The sequence below is a fragment of the Actinoplanes sp. SE50/110 genome, from assembly GCF_900119315.1.
Taxonomy (GTDB): Bacteria; Actinomycetota; Actinomycetes; order Mycobacteriales; family Micromonosporaceae; genus Actinoplanes.
Map to the genome: position 1 here is coordinate 7,210,768 of NZ_LT827010.1, position 15,029 is coordinate 7,225,796.

The 15,029-nt window shown below is 72.0% G+C and carries 19 protein-coding genes; 5 read left to right on the forward strand and 14 right to left on the reverse strand.

Annotated features, from left to right (window positions below; translation table 11 throughout):
• Window positions 1-270: 270 nt before the first annotated feature.
• From ACSP50_RS32265 to ACSP50_RS32285, 5 genes are all read right to left on the reverse strand, one after another.
• On the reverse strand, window positions 271-543 hold the full coding sequence (locus ACSP50_RS32265) for a DUF4235 domain-containing protein (RefSeq protein WP_014693509.1): 273 nt from the start codon (window positions 541-543) through the stop codon (window positions 271-273).
• On the reverse strand, window positions 543-854 hold the full coding sequence (locus ACSP50_RS32270) for a DUF3618 domain-containing protein (protein ID WP_014693510.1): 312 nt from the start codon (window positions 852-854) through the stop codon (window positions 543-545). The genes ACSP50_RS32265 and ACSP50_RS32270 overlap by 1 nt, the downstream gene beginning before the upstream one ends.
• A complete protein-coding gene (locus ACSP50_RS32275) occupies window positions 851-1,282 on the reverse strand; it encodes a phage holin family protein (RefSeq protein ID WP_014693511.1) in 432 nt (143 codons plus the stop codon). Before ACSP50_RS32275 ends, ACSP50_RS32270 begins: the two co-directional genes overlap by 4 nt.
• Before the next feature lie 59 nt (window positions 1,283-1,341).
• Complete coding sequence (locus tag ACSP50_RS32280) at window positions 1,342-2,511, reverse strand: mechanosensitive ion channel family protein (RefSeq protein WP_014693512.1); 1,170 nt, start codon at window positions 2,509-2,511, stop codon at window positions 1,342-1,344.
• Window positions 2,512-2,612: 101 nt separating this feature from the next.
• The gene (locus tag ACSP50_RS32285; RefSeq protein ID WP_014693513.1) at window positions 2,613-3,437 is read right to left on the reverse strand and encodes a DUF1206 domain-containing protein; all 825 of its coding nucleotides are present in this window, start codon (window positions 3,435-3,437) and stop codon (window positions 2,613-2,615) included.
• Between the two features lie 81 nt (window positions 3,438-3,518).
• Between ACSP50_RS32285 and ACSP50_RS32290 the strand changes: the two genes are divergently transcribed.
• Window positions 3,519-3,806, forward strand: coding sequence for a GNAT family N-acetyltransferase (locus ACSP50_RS32290; protein WP_014693514.1), 288 nt, complete (start codon window positions 3,519-3,521; stop codon window positions 3,804-3,806).
• A 9-nt stretch (window positions 3,807-3,815) separates the two neighbouring features.
• Here ACSP50_RS32290 and ACSP50_RS32295 read toward each other — a convergent pair whose 3' ends face one another.
• On the reverse strand, window positions 3,816-5,345 hold the full coding sequence (locus ACSP50_RS32295) for a glycoside hydrolase family 3 protein (protein WP_014693515.1): 1,530 nt from the start codon (window positions 5,343-5,345) through the stop codon (window positions 3,816-3,818).
• A gap of 144 nt (window positions 5,346-5,489) precedes the next feature.
• Between ACSP50_RS32295 and ACSP50_RS44705 the strand changes: the two genes are divergently transcribed.
• Complete coding sequence (locus ACSP50_RS44705) at window positions 5,490-5,618, forward strand: hypothetical protein (RefSeq protein WP_014693516.1); 129 nt, start codon at window positions 5,490-5,492, stop codon at window positions 5,616-5,618.
• Between the two features lie 18 nt (window positions 5,619-5,636).
• Window positions 5,637-7,301, forward strand: a complete 1,665-nt coding sequence (locus tag ACSP50_RS32300; protein WP_014693517.1) for an ATP-dependent DNA helicase RecQ — start codon at window positions 5,637-5,639, stop codon at window positions 7,299-7,301.
• A 142-nt stretch (window positions 7,302-7,443) separates the two neighbouring features.
• On the opposite strand, the gene ACSP50_RS32305 is transcribed toward ACSP50_RS32300, so the two are convergent.
• On the reverse strand, window positions 7,444-7,689 hold the full coding sequence (locus ACSP50_RS32305) for a hypothetical protein (RefSeq protein ID WP_014693518.1): 246 nt from the start codon (window positions 7,687-7,689) through the stop codon (window positions 7,444-7,446).
• A gap of 16 nt (window positions 7,690-7,705) precedes the next feature.
• Entirely contained in the window at window positions 7,706-8,419 is a 714-nt protein-coding gene (locus ACSP50_RS32310; RefSeq protein ID WP_014693519.1) for an MBL fold metallo-hydrolase, read from the reverse strand.
• Between the two features lie 107 nt (window positions 8,420-8,526).
• Here ACSP50_RS32310 and ACSP50_RS32315 point away from each other — a divergent pair, with 107 nt between their 5' ends.
• A complete protein-coding gene (locus ACSP50_RS32315; RefSeq protein ID WP_014693520.1) occupies window positions 8,527-9,030 on the forward strand; it encodes a hypothetical protein in 504 nt (167 codons plus the stop codon).
• A gap of 22 nt (window positions 9,031-9,052) precedes the next feature.
• Here the strand turns inward: ACSP50_RS32315 and ACSP50_RS32320 are convergent, their stop codons facing one another.
• Both ACSP50_RS32320 and ACSP50_RS32325 read right to left on the reverse strand, forming a co-directional pair.
• Window positions 9,053-9,454 (reverse strand): VOC family protein, encoded by a 402-nt coding sequence (locus ACSP50_RS32320; protein ID WP_043512607.1) that lies wholly within the window; start codon window positions 9,452-9,454, stop codon window positions 9,053-9,055.
• A complete protein-coding gene (locus tag ACSP50_RS32325; RefSeq protein WP_014693522.1) occupies window positions 9,447-10,283 on the reverse strand; it encodes a helix-turn-helix transcriptional regulator in 837 nt (278 codons plus the stop codon). The genes ACSP50_RS32320 and ACSP50_RS32325 overlap by 8 nt, the downstream gene beginning before the upstream one ends.
• A 35-nt stretch (window positions 10,284-10,318) precedes the next feature.
• Here ACSP50_RS32325 and ACSP50_RS32330 point away from each other — a divergent pair, with 35 nt between their 5' ends.
• The gene (locus ACSP50_RS32330; RefSeq protein ID WP_014693523.1) at window positions 10,319-11,428 is read left to right on the forward strand and encodes an FAD-dependent monooxygenase; all 1,110 of its coding nucleotides are present in this window, start codon (window positions 10,319-10,321) and stop codon (window positions 11,426-11,428) included.
• Here ACSP50_RS32330 and ACSP50_RS32335 read toward each other — a convergent pair.
• The 4 genes from ACSP50_RS32335 to ACSP50_RS32350 are packed head-to-tail and all read right to left on the reverse strand — an operon-like array spanning window position 11,425 to window position 14,968.
• Window positions 11,425-12,057: a response regulator transcription factor gene (locus tag ACSP50_RS32335; protein WP_014693524.1), complete on the reverse strand. Its 633-nt coding sequence runs from the start codon at window positions 12,055-12,057 to the stop codon at window positions 11,425-11,427. The genes ACSP50_RS32330 and ACSP50_RS32335 overlap by 4 nt on opposite strands.
• Window positions 12,054-13,286, reverse strand: coding sequence for a sensor histidine kinase (locus tag ACSP50_RS32340; RefSeq protein ID WP_014693525.1), 1,233 nt, complete (start codon window positions 13,284-13,286; stop codon window positions 12,054-12,056). Before ACSP50_RS32340 ends, ACSP50_RS32335 begins: the two co-directional genes overlap by 4 nt.
• 36 nt (window positions 13,287-13,322) lie before the next feature.
• The gene (locus ACSP50_RS32345) at window positions 13,323-14,063 is read right to left on the reverse strand and encodes an ABC transporter permease (RefSeq protein WP_014693526.1); all 741 of its coding nucleotides are present in this window, start codon (window positions 14,061-14,063) and stop codon (window positions 13,323-13,325) included.
• Window positions 14,064-14,065: 2 nt separating this feature from the next.
• Window positions 14,066-14,968 carry an ABC transporter ATP-binding protein gene (locus ACSP50_RS32350; protein ID WP_043515960.1) on the reverse strand — a complete coding sequence of 301 codons (903 nt, stop codon included), beginning with the start codon at window positions 14,966-14,968 and terminating at the stop codon, window positions 14,066-14,068.
• Between the last annotated feature and the right edge of the window lie 61 nt (window positions 14,969-15,029).

Genomic DNA, 15,029 nt, shown 5'->3' on the forward strand with positions numbered 1-15,029 from the left:
CCTTTCAGAGGACGTCCCCTCCGTTCAGCTTTGCGGCACCTGGTGACCCGCCGGGACGGGGCCGGTGTCGCTCCGCTTGGCGGAAGCAGCGAACCACGTACGCAAAAACTGGCCACACTGTACCCGAAAAACAGGCCGCAAAGCTGCCCCTCGAAGGAATCCAATAAAGCGTGGCAGATATGGAAAAGGCTCCCCACTTCGCGGTTACGAAGTGGGGAGCCGTCAAGACCCCTGTCTATACCGGTGTTGATCTAGACAACGGGCACCGGTCTAGTCCGGCCACTGCCCGGTCAGACGCTTCGCGCCGACCGCGCCACCACGATGGACGGCCGCCTTCACCACCGCGAAGATCGCACCCTGCAGCGCGGCGGCGGCCAGCACCTCACCCCAGCCACGATCCTCGTCGCCGGCGTCCGGGGCGTCGTCGTCGCCCGAGGCGAGCTTCCACACCTGCTTGAAAAGCAGCCCGGCGACCGCGCCGGCGGCGATCCCCGCCACCACGTTCACCGGCTTGAGGGCGATCTTGCCCAGTTTCCCCGCCATCAGCGCCTCCCCCGCACGATCAGGATCACTCCGACGACCGCGGCCAGCCCGGCCGCGATCAGCACCACCGGCAACTGGTTGGCGCGCACCGTCCCGGCCGAGACCGCCTGCAGCCGATCACCGGCCGCCGCGGCCTGGCCGAGCAGCCGCTGCCGGGTCTGCGCCACCTGCTCCCGGGCCCGCGCCTTGACATCCGCCCGGGCGGCCAGCGCCTGCACCGTCTCGCCCAGCTCGGCCCGGGTCTGCTTGATCTCGGCCCGCAGCGCCACCAGGTCGGGCTTGCCTGTCGTACCGTTGCTGCTCTCGCTCATCCCCGGCCTCGCTCCTTGACCGCGTGCCTGACCTCGTCGACATCAGCCTTCAGACCCTCGATCGCGGCCACCGGCTCGGCCGGCGCCACGCGACGGAACTGCGACCGGCCGATCAGCGCCAGCACACCGGCGACCAGGAAGATCGCCACGGTGACCACCAGGCTCGCCAGCCAGAGCGGCCAGACCAGGTCCAGCGCGATGATCGCGGTCGCGATCAGGGCACCGACACCGTACATCGCGAAGACACCGGCGCCACTGAAGAGACCGACGCCGATCCCGGCGTGTCTGCCCTTCTCGGCGAGCTCGGCCTTGGCCAGCGTCAGCTCATCCTTGACCAGCCGGCTGAGCTGCTCGCTGGCCCGTTGCACCAACTCCGCGGTGGACTGTTCGGACAACGGTCGGGCTCTGCCGTTGAGCACATCGGCCATCGTGTCCCCCCCTTTTCGCTGTGTCCGGTGTATGCCCTGATCACTCGTTACTCAATCCTTCACCGCGCGGCCGGCGCCGGGTCGTTTTCCGCCGCTCCGAACGCCACACCCCGCGCCTCGCCGTCGTTGCCACCACTGAACACCCGGGCGTCCGGCGAGGCCTCCGCCGCCCTCCGAGACTGCCGTATCGGTGCCGCCCCGTCGTCCACCTCGTCGAGCTGGGTGCGCGTCCGCGGCAGCGCGCCGCGCTGGTGCTCCCACATCCAGCCGACCAGGCGCTCCCGCACCAGGCAGCGCAGATCCCACAGAGCGCCCGCGTCGGCCGCGCTGACGAGCGCGCGCAGCCGGATCGTACCGCCGGTCGCCTCGGTCACCTGCAACACGCAGACCCGCCGGTCCCACAGTTCGGTGCCCTCGCAGACCCGGCGCAACTCGGCCCGCAGCGGCTCGACCGGCGTCGACCAGTCCACGTCGATCTCCGCGGTGCCGAGCACCGCGGAACTGCTGCGGGTCCAGTTCTGGAACGGCTTGGTGGTGAAGTACGAGGTGGGCAGGATCAGCCGCCGGTCGTCCCAGATCTGCACCGCGATGTAGGTCAGGGTGATCTCCTCGATCCGGCCCCACTCCGACTCGACGACGACCACGTCGTCGACCCGGATCGCGTCGCTGAAGGCGAGCTGGATGCCGGCGAACACGTTGCCGAGCGTGCTCTGCGCGGCCAGCGCCGCGATCACGCTGACCAGCCCGGCCGAGGCGAGCACGCTGGCGCCCAGCGCCCGGATCCCGGGGAAGGTCATCAGCATCACGCCGGCGGTGAGCACCACGATCGAGGCGACGGTCACCCGGCGCAGCATCACCACCTGGGTCTTGATCCGGCGTCGGCGCAGGTTGTCCGGGACGTCGGTGCGCCACCGGGCCAGCGTCATGTCCTCCAGCACCAGCAGCAGCGCGGCCACCAGCCAGGCGAACGCGGCGATACAGACGATGACGAGCGCGTGCACCACGGCGGCCCGGCCCGGGAAGTCGCCGCCGAACACCCGGACCGCCTGTTGCACCGCGATCAGGGTCAGCGTGGCCAGGAACGGCCGGTGCATGGTGCGGGCCAGGTCGGCGGCCAGGGGCGAACGGCGACCGATGCGCAGCATCACCCGGTGGGACGCTTCGACGATCACGATGGCCGCGACGGCGGCCCCGGTGATGCCGAGCACGGCAGTCAGAACGCTGGACACGAACAGTCCTCTCCATGGTCGAGTGCTGTGCCAGCGCCCCAACTTGCCCGGTCCCGGGCGGCCGGACACCCGCTATGACGGATGTCGGATCCAGCTCACAGTCAGATTTTGCGGTATTTGGCCTGAGCGAAGCAGAACACCCCGAAGGCCGCGATGCCGAGCGCGATCAGTGCCAGCAGCCAGACCCCCCACGGGTGCCCGGCCAGCGTCTTGAGCGCGGCGTCCAGGCCACGGGCCTTGTCCGGGTCGTAGGTGACGGCGGCGGTGAGGAACAGGACGCCGGCGATCGCGTACGCCAGCCCCTTGGCGCTGTAACCGGCCATCCCGAGCCGGATGACGGTCTGCCGGGCCGAAGCTGGCATCTTCGCCGTGTCGAGCCGCTTGGTGAACTTCTTCCGCAGGCCGTACACGAAGATCCCGATCCCGACGCCGAGCACCACCAGACCGGCCAGCCCGACCAGCCAGCGGCCGCCGGAGTGCTGCATCAGCCCGGCCGACCGGCTCTCCGAATTGTCGCCCATCGAGGCGTTCGCGCCCCGGACCACCTTGATCGCCACCCAGCCGAGGTAGACGTAGAGGACCGCCCGGATGCCGGACGTCACCCGTTCGGCGACCGCACTCCGGTTCTGCTCGCCGCTCTGCCCGTCGATCGCGGCGAACAGCTGCCAGAGCGCCATCGCGAACAACCCGATCGCGATGATCACCAGCAGGGCCTTGCCGAACGGCTTGGCGGCGAGCTCGGACAGCGCGCCGGACTGGTCGCTCTCCTTGCCCGAACCGTCGAACGCGACCTGCAGCGCGATCCAGGCGAAGAGCAGGTGGATGATGCCGTAACCGACGAAGCCGCCCCGGGCCAGATACTCCAGAGGCTTGCTGTTCGCCGCGCGGGACGCGTGGTATTTGACGTTCGAGGTGGCGGAGGACATGTCCCTCAATGTGACCGAACGCGCTCCCCGTCAAACTCCACGCGCTATCCTGCCCACCCCGATCTCCTGAGGAGGCCCTCCATGAGCGACCACCCGTTCCGGGACAACACCGTGGCGCACCGGTTCGAGCTGGCGGTCGACGGCGCGGTGGGCGCGCTGGCGAGCTACCGGATGCGCGGCGAGGACGTGGTGGTGGTGCTGCACACCGAGACGCATCCGGACATGCGGGGGCGCGGGCTGGCGGGCGAGCTGGCCCGCCGGACGCTCGCCGAGATCCGCGAGCGGGGCTGGCGGATCGTGCCGGCCTGCCCGTTCTTCGCCCACTACCTCAGTGGGCACCCGGAGGACGCGGAGCTGGTCGCCCACTGACCCGCACGGTCAGGCCGCGATCGGCTCCGGCACCACCGCGCCGGCGATCAGCTCGGCCGCGGCCAGCCCACAGGCCCGGGTCGCCCCGAAGGTCGCGACGTGCACCCCGCCGACCACGGTCACCGGGATGCCCATCTCCACCACGATCGCGTCCGGCCGCACGGCCAGCACCCCGGCCAGCGTGTCCTCGATCCACCGGTGCCGGTGCACGTCCCGGACGACCAGCACCAGCGGCCGGCCGGCCGCGCCGTCCAGCACCCGGCTCGCCGGATCGCAGAGGCCGTTCAGGTCCTCGGCGCCGAGCCGGATCGAGGTGGTGCCGGGCAGCAGGTCGGTCAGCGGCGCCCCGATCCCCCACGGCGTCTCCTCGCCGATGGCGATGTTGCGCGGCGGCGCGAACTCGACCACGTGCGGCACGCCGATCACCGGGAGCTCCGGCGCGTGCGCGGTGCGGGTGACCCGGACCGCCCGCCGGGCGGCGGTGTAGCCGATCTCCGACTCCGGTTGGGGTCCGCGGACCACGCCGGCTTCCTGCTGCGTACGCGTCGTCCACGCGCCGAGCGCCCGGACCCGGGCCACCGCGTCCCGCAGGCGCTCCTCGGGCAGCTCACCCGAGCGCACCGCGGCGACGATCGCGTCCCGCAGCAGGATCGCGGTCTGCTCGTCGGCGTGGTCGCCGCCCACGCAGATCGCGTCGACGCCGGCGGCCAGGGCGCGGACCGTGGCACCCGCCAGCCCGAAGCGCCGGCGCACACCCTGCATCTCGATGCCGTCGGTCACGATCAGCCCGTCGAAGCCGAGCTCCTCGCGCAGCAGACCGGTCAGGATCCGCGGGCTCAGGGTGGCCGGCAGGTCGGTGTCGTAGGCCGGGACGAGCAGGTGCCCGGTCATCACGACCCGGGCGCCGGCCGCGATCGCCGCGCGGAACGGGACGAGCTCGCAGGCTTCGAGCTGCTCGGCGGTCCGCTCGATGAGCGGCACGTCGTGGTGCGAGTCGACGCTGGTGTCACCGTGGCCGGGGAAGTGCTTGGCGCAGGCGGCGACGCCGTACGTCTGCAGTCCCCGGACGAAAGCGGCCGTGTGCCGCGCCACCAGCAGTGGTTCGGCGCCGAACGCGCGGACGCCGATGACCGGGTTGCCGGGGTTGCTGTTGACGTCGGCGTCCGGGGCGTAGTCGAGGGTGATCCCGGCGGCGGCCAGGTGGCAGCTGAGATCGCGGGCGACCGCCTCGGTGAGCCGCGGGTCGTCGATCGCGCCGAGCGCCAGGTTGCCGGGCCGGGAGCTGCCGAGCCGGGACTCGAAGCGGGTGACGTCGCCGGCCTCCTCGTCGATGGCCACGATCACGTCGGGGTTCTCGGCGCGCAGTTGCGCGGTGAGCGCGGCGATCTGGGCCGGTGACTCGACGTTGCGGGCGAAGAGGGCGACGCCGCCGAGGCCGCCGGCGAGCCATCGGCGGACCCAGTCCGGGGCGGAGGTGCCGACGAATCCCGGCTGAAGGACCGCAGCGGCAAGTTCGGGCAGATCGCCGTGCTTCGACATGAGCCCCCGTACCTCCGTTTACATGCATCAACGTGTATGTGAACGTTCTCGCGCCCGTTCGGGGACCAATGGTCACACCACGCGCGGCGTTTAGTCAACAAACCTTTCTATTACTGTCGCCGGATCCTCGGTAGAGTGACGGTCGTGCCGCTCACCCCCCTCGCGGAAGCCACCGTCGATTGGTCCCAGGTGCACGCCGTCCGGCTGCTCGGCGTCGCGCTCGCCCTGCTGTTCCTGCTGTGGGCGATCCGGCGCATGTTCGGCGGCAAGTAGGGGTACACAGGGCGCCCGATGAAACTCCCCATTTACGGCCCCCGCCTGCGGAAGGTGGCTCGCACCCACTTCGGGTGGCCGTCGCTGCGCCCCGGACAGTTCAAGCCGATGCGCGCCGTGCTGCGCCGCCGCGACGCCCTGGTGGTGCTGCCCACCGGCGCCGGCAAGTCGGCGATCTACCAGATCCCGGCCGTGCTGCTGCCCGGGCCGACCGTGGTGATCTCCCCGCTGCTCGCCCTGCAACAGGACCAGATCGCGGCGCTCAACGAGCGCGCCGACGCGAAGGTCCGCGCCGTGCGGGTCAGTTCCGCCGAGACACCGCGCGAGCAGCAGGAGGCGATCGAGGAGCTCCGCGCCGGCCGCGCCGAGTTCCTCTTCATCACCCCCGAGCAACTGGCCAACCCGGAACGCCTGGCCGAGGTGAAATCGCTGAAACCGGGCCTGGTCGCGATCGACGAGGCGCACTGCATCTCGGCCTGGGGCCCGGACTTCCGGCCCGACTTCCTGGCCCTCGGCGACATGATCGAGCAGCTCGGCCGGCCGCCGGTGCTGGCGCTGACCGCCACCGCCTCCCCGCCGGTCCGCGAGGACATCATCGCCCGGCTGCGACTGCGCGACCCGGAGATCCACGTCTCCGGGCTGGACCGGCCCAACCTGTTCCTCGAGGTCACCCACTGCCCCGACGAGGCGTACCGGTGGCGGCGGCTGACCGCGCTGCTCGACGAGGGGCAGCGGCCGGGCATCATCTACGTCCCCACCCGGCGCGCCGCCGAGGAACTCGCCGAGAAACTCACCGGCGCCGGCTACCCCGCCGAGTTCTACCACGGCGGGATGGCCGCCGGCCTGCGCCAGCAGCGCCACGAGGACTTCATCGACGACAAGGTCGACATCATGGTGGCCACCTCGGCGTTCGGCATGGGCATCGACAAGCCGAACATCCGCTGGGTGGCGCACACCGCCCTGCCCGATTCACCGGACAGCTACTTCCAGGAGATCGGCCGCGCCGGCCGCGACGGCGAACCCGGCCGCGTCCTGCTCCTCTGGCGCGCCGAGGACGAGGCCATCCAGCGGTTCTTCAACGGCGGCGGCCCCGACCCCGACGAGCTCCGCGAGCTGGCCGGCGTGCTGCACAAGGGACCGATCACCAAGACCGCGCTGCAGAAGGAGACCGGGCTCGGCCCGCGCCGCCTCGGGCAGTACCTCGCCCTGCTGGAACAGGCCGGCGCCGTCCGCACCGGTAAGAACAGCAAGCTGCGGGTGCCGGCCGGCGCCCCGCTCCCGGCGAAGGCGGCCGAGGCCGCCGTCGCCGAGTTCGAGCGGCAGCAGGCGGTGATCAAGTCGCGGACCGACATGATGCGCGCCTTCGCCGAGAGCCGGCAGTGCCGCACCGAGACCCTGCTCGCCTACTTCGGCGAGGAGATCCGGCGCACCTGCAACCACTGCGACAACTGCGCCGACGGCAGCGCCGAGGCGGTCAACGCCGCCGAGGAGGAGGGCCCGTTCCCGATCCACAGCCAGGTCCGCCACGGCGAATGGGGCACCGGCATGGTGATGGGCTACGAGGAGGAGAAGATGACCGTCCTGTTCGACACCGTCGGTTACAAGACTCTCTCCGTCCCCGTCGTCGTCCAGCAACAGCTGCTGACCGGCGAGGCGTCGGCCGCGGAGAAACGGATGAAGTGAGATCCCGGGAGCACCGGTTCCGGAAGACCCCTTTGCCGTACGCGCCTTGCCCGATGTCACGTCCGGGGCAGGTCATCGGCGGCTCGTTCAGCCGGACGGGATTCCCCGCGGTGGTCGTTGCCGGCCTCAGCCGCATGATCCGTCAGCTCCGGTCCCGCCGGCGCAGGAGGCGGCCGACCAGGTAGAGGACCGCGGCGACGGCGAGCAGCCGGCCGAAGGTGATGAAGGCGTCGGCTGCCGGGCGGGTGAACCGGTCCGCCGCCGTCAGGGCGATCAGCAGGACCACGGCGGACACCACCGAGCCGGCCACGCCGACCGCGAACAGGATGGTGGCCAGGGTGCGCACCAGCCGGGCGGCGGAGCGCCGCAGGATGCGCCCATCGATCATGACGCATGAGGGTAGGTCAGGCGACCGCTTCGCGGAAGCGGGCGGCGGCGCCGCCGACGATCGGGCGGCCGTGGCCGAAGACGGCGTGCTCGAAGTCGCGTTCGGCGAGGCGGGCCAGGCTCTCGCCGGCCCGCGGCGGCTCGGCGGTGAACATCACGTTCGGGCCGGTGACCCGGCCGCGGCGGCTGGCCGCGGCGTCGCCGGCGAACAGCACGCCGCCGGCCCGGTCGAGCAGGAACGACAGGTGACCACGGGCGTGCCCCGGGGTGTGCAGGACGGTGAAACCGGGGACCGGCTCGGCACCGTCGCCGGCCAGCTGGTCGACCTTGGTGCTGGGGACCGGGGCGAGCGGGCGGGCCAGCAGCCGGGCCAGGCGGCGGGCCGGCAGCTCGGGGCGGAGCGCGCCGTTGATCAGCGGGGCCTCGCCGGCGTGCGCGACCAGCCGGGCACCGGTGCGCTGACGCAGGTCGGCGGCGCCGCCGGCGTGGTCGGCGTGGTGGTGGGTGAGCAGGATCGCCCGAACCTCGGTGAGCGGACGGCCGAGCTTGCGCAGCGCCCGCTCGATCACCGCGGTCTGCCCGGCCCAGCCGGTGTCGACCAGGATCACGCCGTCGTCGGTGACCACCAGATGGACGTTGACGCCCGCGTATCGGATCTCGAAGATTCCGTCGACCACTTCCCGCACCCAGGGATTGTCGCAGCACCCGGTGGACGGGGTGAAGAAGGTCATGATCGGGTAGAGGGTGTGTGGAGCGACGGCGGACCGGCGGTGCGCAAGAATGCCCCTGTCAGCGCCGACGACACGCGAGCCGCCGACGAACGCGAAAGGATTCCTGAGTGACGGACGAACCGCTCTACGCCAAGCTGGGCTTCACCGACGCCGAGTGGGGGCTGCTGGTCGGCCTCCCGCATGCGGTGCTCACCGCGGCGAGCGCCGCCACCCCTGACAGTGCCCGCAAGACCCGGGCCGAGAGCGCGGCCGGTCTGGGCCGGATCTCGGATGCCCGGGCCTCGGCCAGCACCCTGGTCACCGCGGTGGCCAGCGCCGCGGTCGCCGAGGCCGGCGACCCGGAGCTGGGCGAGGAGCCGCCGGTGATCGAGCCGGCCGACCCGGCCGGCTATGCCGAGGACGTGCTGGACCGGGCGTCCGAGGCGGCCAGCCTGCTCGCGGCGAAGGCCTCGGTGGCCGACGCCGAAACGTACCGCCACTGGCTGCTGGAGATCACCGACGCGGTGGTCGGCGCGGCCACCACCGGTGGTCTGCTCGGCATCGGTGGCGAAACGGTCACCGAGGACGAGCGCAGCTTCCGCGACCACCTGGCCAGCGCGCTGGCCGCCTGAACGACGACGCCGTGAGCGGTACCTACCGCGGCTCGCCGCGGTAGGTACCGAAGAACCACATGTTGCCCTCCGGGTCCCGCACGGCGAAGTCCCGCGACCCGTAATCGGTATCGAACGGCTCCCGCACCACCTGCGCCCCGGCGGCACGGGCCTGCTTGAACAGCGCGTCCGGCTCGTCGGTCACCACGTACGCCCCGAAGGTGCCCGGCGGCAGCGACACCTCGTCGTCGCGGACCGAACCCAGCATGATCCCGCCGCCCGGCGGCCAGTCCAGCTGGGCGTGGTCGACCCGGTCGCCCTCGCCGTAGGTCACGTTCTCGACGAAGCCGAACGCGGTGACCAGGAACCGGATCAGCCCCCGACAGTCCTCGGCCCGCAGCGACGGCCACACCTGCGGCGCCGGAGCACTCCTGTGATCAGTCATGGTCACCATCGTGGCCGTCGAGGGCCGCGACGGCTTGGACGAAACCGAACTCGTCGGCCAGCCATTGCGACGGCGCGCACCCGGCGAACGCCTGGAATTCCCGGACCAGGTGCGACTGGTCCGCGTAGCCGTGCGCCGCGGCCAGCGCGGCCAGCCGCACCCCGGGCCGCAGCGCCCGCCGGGCCCGGTCGAACCGGACGATCCGGGCCGCTTCCTTGGGCCGGATGCCCAGCTCGGCCCGGAACCGGTTGGTCAGGTGCCGCCCGCTCCACCCGACCTGGCCGGCCAGATCGGCGATCGAGGTCGGCCCGCGGCGGATGGTGCTCCACGCGTACGCCATCGACGGATCGCCGGGAACGTGGTCCGCGAGACGAGAGATCAACATCTGATCGAGGACCGCGAAGCGGGCCGGCCAATCCGGCGCCGCGCCGAGACGGTCCCGGGCCTCGGCGACGAACCGCGCCCCGAGCAGGTCCGCCGGATCGATGTCGAGGTGGGCGAGTGCGGCGGCGGGCAGGCCGAGCAGCGCCCGGCAGCCGAGCGGGTGCAGCGCCACCTGCACCCCGGACTGCCGCCCGTCGTGGGTGATCGACGCCGGCCGCAGGTGCAGCCCGCCGAGCAGCGCCGGATAGGCGCCGGGCGGCTGCCCGCGATCCGGATGCGAGGTGATCACGAGCGGCTCGTCGAGGGTGAGGATCAGCGTCAGATAGGGCGACGGGAGGCCCCGATGCCGGCCGGGCGGCACGCCGCGCTGCCGGTACCCGGTGTAGAAGGCGACGTGCGGTCGCAGCGGCGCCACCGGCCGGGCCTGCGCATACTCGTCGATCACAGAAACCACAGTAGAGGCGTGGCACGATCGGGGACATGGAACGCGCGACGGTGATCGGGGCGGGGGTCGGCGGCCTGACCGCCGCCGTGGCATTGCGGCAACGTGGCTGGAAGGTCACCGTCCTGGAGCGGGCGGCCGGCCTGGAACAGGTCGGCGCCGGCCTCGCGGTCGCGCCCAATGCCCTGCGGACCCTGGACACTTTCGGTCTCGGCGATCCGCTGCGCCGGCTCTCCGGCATCGCCGGCGCGGCCGGTGTCCGCCGCCCGGACGGCACCTGGATCGCCCGGAGCAACGCCGACGAGGCCACCGAACGATACGGCGATCCGGTGATCGCGGTGCACCGCGCGACGCTCGTCGATCTGCTCGCCGGGGCGCTCCCGGAAGGCACGATCCGATTCGGCCAGACCGTCTCGGCGGTCGACCCGGACACCGGCACGGTGGTCACCGCCGGCGGGCCGCTGCCGGCCGACCTGGTGGTCGCGGCCGACGGCATCAATTCGGCCGTACGCGGTCAGCTCTTCCCCGATCACCCGGGCCCGGTCTACACCGGCGTGTCCAGCTGGCGCTTCGTCGTCCCGCACCCCGGCATCTCGATCATCCCGGCCGAGACATGGGGCGCCGGCAAGGTGTTCGGCACGGTGGTCCTCGGCGACGGCCGGGTCTACTGCTTCGCCACCGCCCCCGCCGCGCCCGGCGGCCGGGGCAACGAGCTGCCCCGGCACTTCGCCGCCTGGCACGATCCGATCCCGTCGCTGATCGCCGCCGCCGGCGACACCGTCACCCGCACCGACATCCGCTGCCTGGATCAGCCGCTGCCGGCCCTGCACCGCGGCCGGGTCGCCCTGCTCGGCGATGCCGCCCACGCCATGGTCCCGAACCTGGGCCAGGGCGCCTGCCAGGCGATCGAGGACGCCGCGGTGCTCGCGGCCCACCCCGGCGACCTGGCGCGGTACACCGCCGAGCGTCTGCCCCGCACCACCGGGGTGGCCCGCGCGTCCCGCCGGATCGCCCGGATGGCCGGCCTGGCCAACCCGGTCGCCGCCTGGCTGCGCAACACCGGCATGACGCTGGCCGGCCGCCTCGGCCCCGACCTGATCCTGCGCCAGATGGACCCGGTCCTCACCTGGCGCCCACCGGAGGTCTAATCCCGGCCGAGCAGGCCGCGCTCGAAGGCGGTGGCGACGGCCGCGGCGCGGTCGCGGACGCCCAGCTTGGCGTACGCGTGCAGCAGGTGGGTCTTCACCGTCGCCTCACTGATGAACAGCCTCCCGGCGGTCTCCCGGTTGCTGCATCCCCGGGCGATCAGCGTCAGCACTTCGAGCTCCCGCTGGCTGAGCGGCTCCTTCTCGCCGGCCGGCGCCCGCAGGCGCCCCATCAGCCGCCCGGCCACGGCCGGGGACAGCACCGACTCCCCTCGGTGGGCGGCCACCACCGCCCGGAACAGCTCCTCCCGGGGCGCGTCCTTGAGCAGATATCCGGTCGCCCCCGCCTTGATCGCGGGCAGCACGTCGCTGTCGGTGTCGTAGGTGGTCAGCACCAGCACCCGGGCCACCGACCCGCTCTCCTGGAGCGACCGGATGGTGGTCACCCCGTCCATCACCGGCATCCGCAGATCCATCAGGATCACGTCGGGCTGGACCGCCGCCGCGACGGCGAGGGCTTCCCGGCCGTCCCCGGCCTCGCCGAGCACGGTGAACCGGTCGTCGGCGGTGAACATGCCGCGCAGCCCGTCACGGACCACCGGGTGGTCGTCGACGATCAGCACCCCGATCACGCGGCCGCCCCGATCGCGATGGCCGGGACGCACGCGGACAACGCCGTACCGCCGCCGGATTCTGACTCGACCTCCAGGGTGCCGGCGATCCGGGCGAGTCGCTCGCGCATCGCGTCGAGGCCGAAGCCGCCGGCCGCGGTGACCTCCCGGGGCCGGGCCGGGTCGAAGCCGTCGCCGTCGTCGCGGACGTCCAGGGTCACCATGTCCTCCATGTACGACAGGGTCAGCCCGACCCGGCCGGCATTGGCGTGCCGGGCCACGTTGGCCAGGGCCTCCTGTGCGGTGCGCAGCAGGGTGGTCTCGATCTCGGGGAGCAGCCGCCGGGCCGTTCCGGTCAGGATCAGATCGGCGCGTACGCCGTGCATCCCGGCCCAGGTCTCGACGACCTCACCGAGCGCGTCGGGCAGGGCCGCCCCGTCGAGGCGCTGCGGCCGCAGCGCCTGCACCGAACGCCGGGCCTCGGTGAGGCTCTCCCGGGCGAGTCGTTTCGCCGTGGCCAGGTGCCTCTCCCGGTCGGCGGGTTGCGCCTCGGCCGCCTCCAGCTGGGTGACGATGCCGGTCAGTCCCTGGGCGAGCACGTCGTGGATCTCGCCGGCCATCCGCTGCCGCTCGTCGAGCACGCCCGCCTCGTGCGCCTGGACGAGGAGCTGGGCGTGCAGGCCGGCGTTCTCCTTGAGCGCCTCCTCCAGTTTCGCGTTGGCCTGGGCCAGCGCGTCGATCGTCCGGATCCGTCGCTCGCTGGTGCGCTGTTTGCCGATCTCGTTCCAGGTCATGGTCATCGAGATGCCCGCGTTGAGCACCAGCAGCGTGCCGAACAGAAGCAGCCCGCCGGCGCCGCGCACCAGGGCGGGGCCGCCGATCTGGGCGGTCGCGGTGACCACCGCGACCGCCGCCGCGCCGGCCAGCGCCCACCAGCCGGGCAGCATGTACGCGGTGAACAGGTACCCGGTCCAGACGAAGAAGCCGAACAGCGGGTTGCACCAGACCAGCAGGGCGCTGAGCACGATCAGAGCCACGAACAGGGCGATCGACGGCGCCCGCTGATACCGGGTCGGCGGCAGAGCGCGGAACGCCAGGATCCAGACCAGGGTGGCGCCGACCACGCCGAGGGTCAGCGGAAGCGGCTCCTGGGGTAGATCGGTCCAGGTCGCGATGACCGCCAGGACGGTCGATCCGGCGAGCAACGCGCCCGCCACCCCCGAATGACGGCGGGAATGCTGTTCCTGCATCGACGTCCTCCTACCCGGTGAGCCGTGTCCAGTGTGTCAGTTCCAGCGGAACAGCCGCGCGGCCCCGAGGCCGAAGACGGCCAGATATCCGATCAGGACGGCCGCCGAGAGCCCGTTCGGCCAGTGCCCGGTCATCGCGTCGTGCAGGGCGCGTTCGCCGGCGCCCATCGGGGTGTAGTCGCCGATCTTCTGCACGATGCCCGGCATGAACTCGCGCGGTGTCCACAGCCCGGCGAAGAACATCGACGGGAAGAACAGCAGGGTGCCGATCGCGTTGCCGGCCTTGCCGGTCGGCGCCAGTGCGGCGATCAGCAGCCCGATCGCGAAGACGCCGGCCGCGCAGAGCAGATAGGCGAGCACGAAGCCGGCGAAGTTGCCCGCGAGGGGCACGTCGAAGGCGACGAATCCGACCGCGATGGTCAGTGCCGCGGAGCCGAGTGACATCACCATCAGCGCCGCCATCTGCGCGGCGAGCAGGGTGATCGGCCGGACCGGAGTGGTCGCGATCCGGCGCAGCACGCCGCTCTCCCGGTAGGCGGCCAGCACCATCGGCAGTACCTGCAGGCCGAGCATGGCGACGCTGAGCGCGACCGCGATGCCGACGTAGACGTCGATGGTCCGGCCCCCGTGCAGCTCCGGCGACGGTTTCCGGAACGCCGGGATGCTCCCCAGGATGATCACCAGGATGGTCGGGAACAGCAGCGAGAAGAAGGCCGTGACCGGCTCGCGCAGCTGCAGTTTCAGTTCGGTGCGGGTGAGCTTGACGAAGACGTTCATGGTCACTCCTGGGTGGGGACGCCGGTCAGGCGGACGAAGGCGTCGTCGAGGCTGGCCTGCTCCAGGCGCAGGTCGTTGGCGACGATCTGGTGGACGGCGAGCATCGAGCTGACCGCGCCGAGCAGGTTGCCGGTGCCGGTCACCTCGACCCGGTCGCCGAGCCGGCGCACCCCGCGCACCTCGGGCAGCGCGGTGAGCAGGGCGTCGTCGAGCGGGGCGGACGGGCGGAACCGGATCGTCTGCCCGGTCTCGGTGCGGGCCACCAGGCCGGCCGGGGTGTCCAGGGCGATCACCGCGCCCTTGTCGATCACCGCGAGCCGGTCGCAGAGTCGCTCGGCCTCCTCCATGAAGTGGGTGACCAGCACGACGGTGACGCCGCGGTCGCGGACCGACTCGATCAGGTCCCAGGTGTCCCGGCGGGCGGCCGGGTCGAGCCCGGTGGTCAGCTCGTCGAGGATGGCGATCCGCGGGTTGCCGATCAGGGCCAGCGCGATCGAGAGTCGCTGTTTCAACCCTCCGGACAGTTTGCTGTACGACGTTCGCAGCTTGCCCTCGAGCCCGAGTTCACCGGCCAGCGTCCGCCAGTCCGCCGGCTCGGGATAGAAGGCGCTGTACAGTTCCAGCGCCTCGCGTACCGTCAATTTGTCCTGCAGCCGGCTCTCCTGGAGTTGCACGCCGACCTGGAGCCGCAGCGCCGGATCCCGCGGTGCGCGGCCGAGCACGGTGATCGTCCCGCCGTCCGGCTCGCGAAGCCCGGCGACGCACTCGACGGTGGTGGTCTTGCCGGCCCCGTTCGGGCCGAGGATGCCGAAGATCTCGCCGTCCTCGACGGCAAGCGACACGTCGCGGACCGCGACCGTGTCCCCGTAACGCTTGCTGAGGTTGCTGACCTCGATGACTGTCATGCTCTCAGCGTCACGGACCGACCCGGGTGCCCGAATCGACCGGTGAGCGATCTCCGCCATC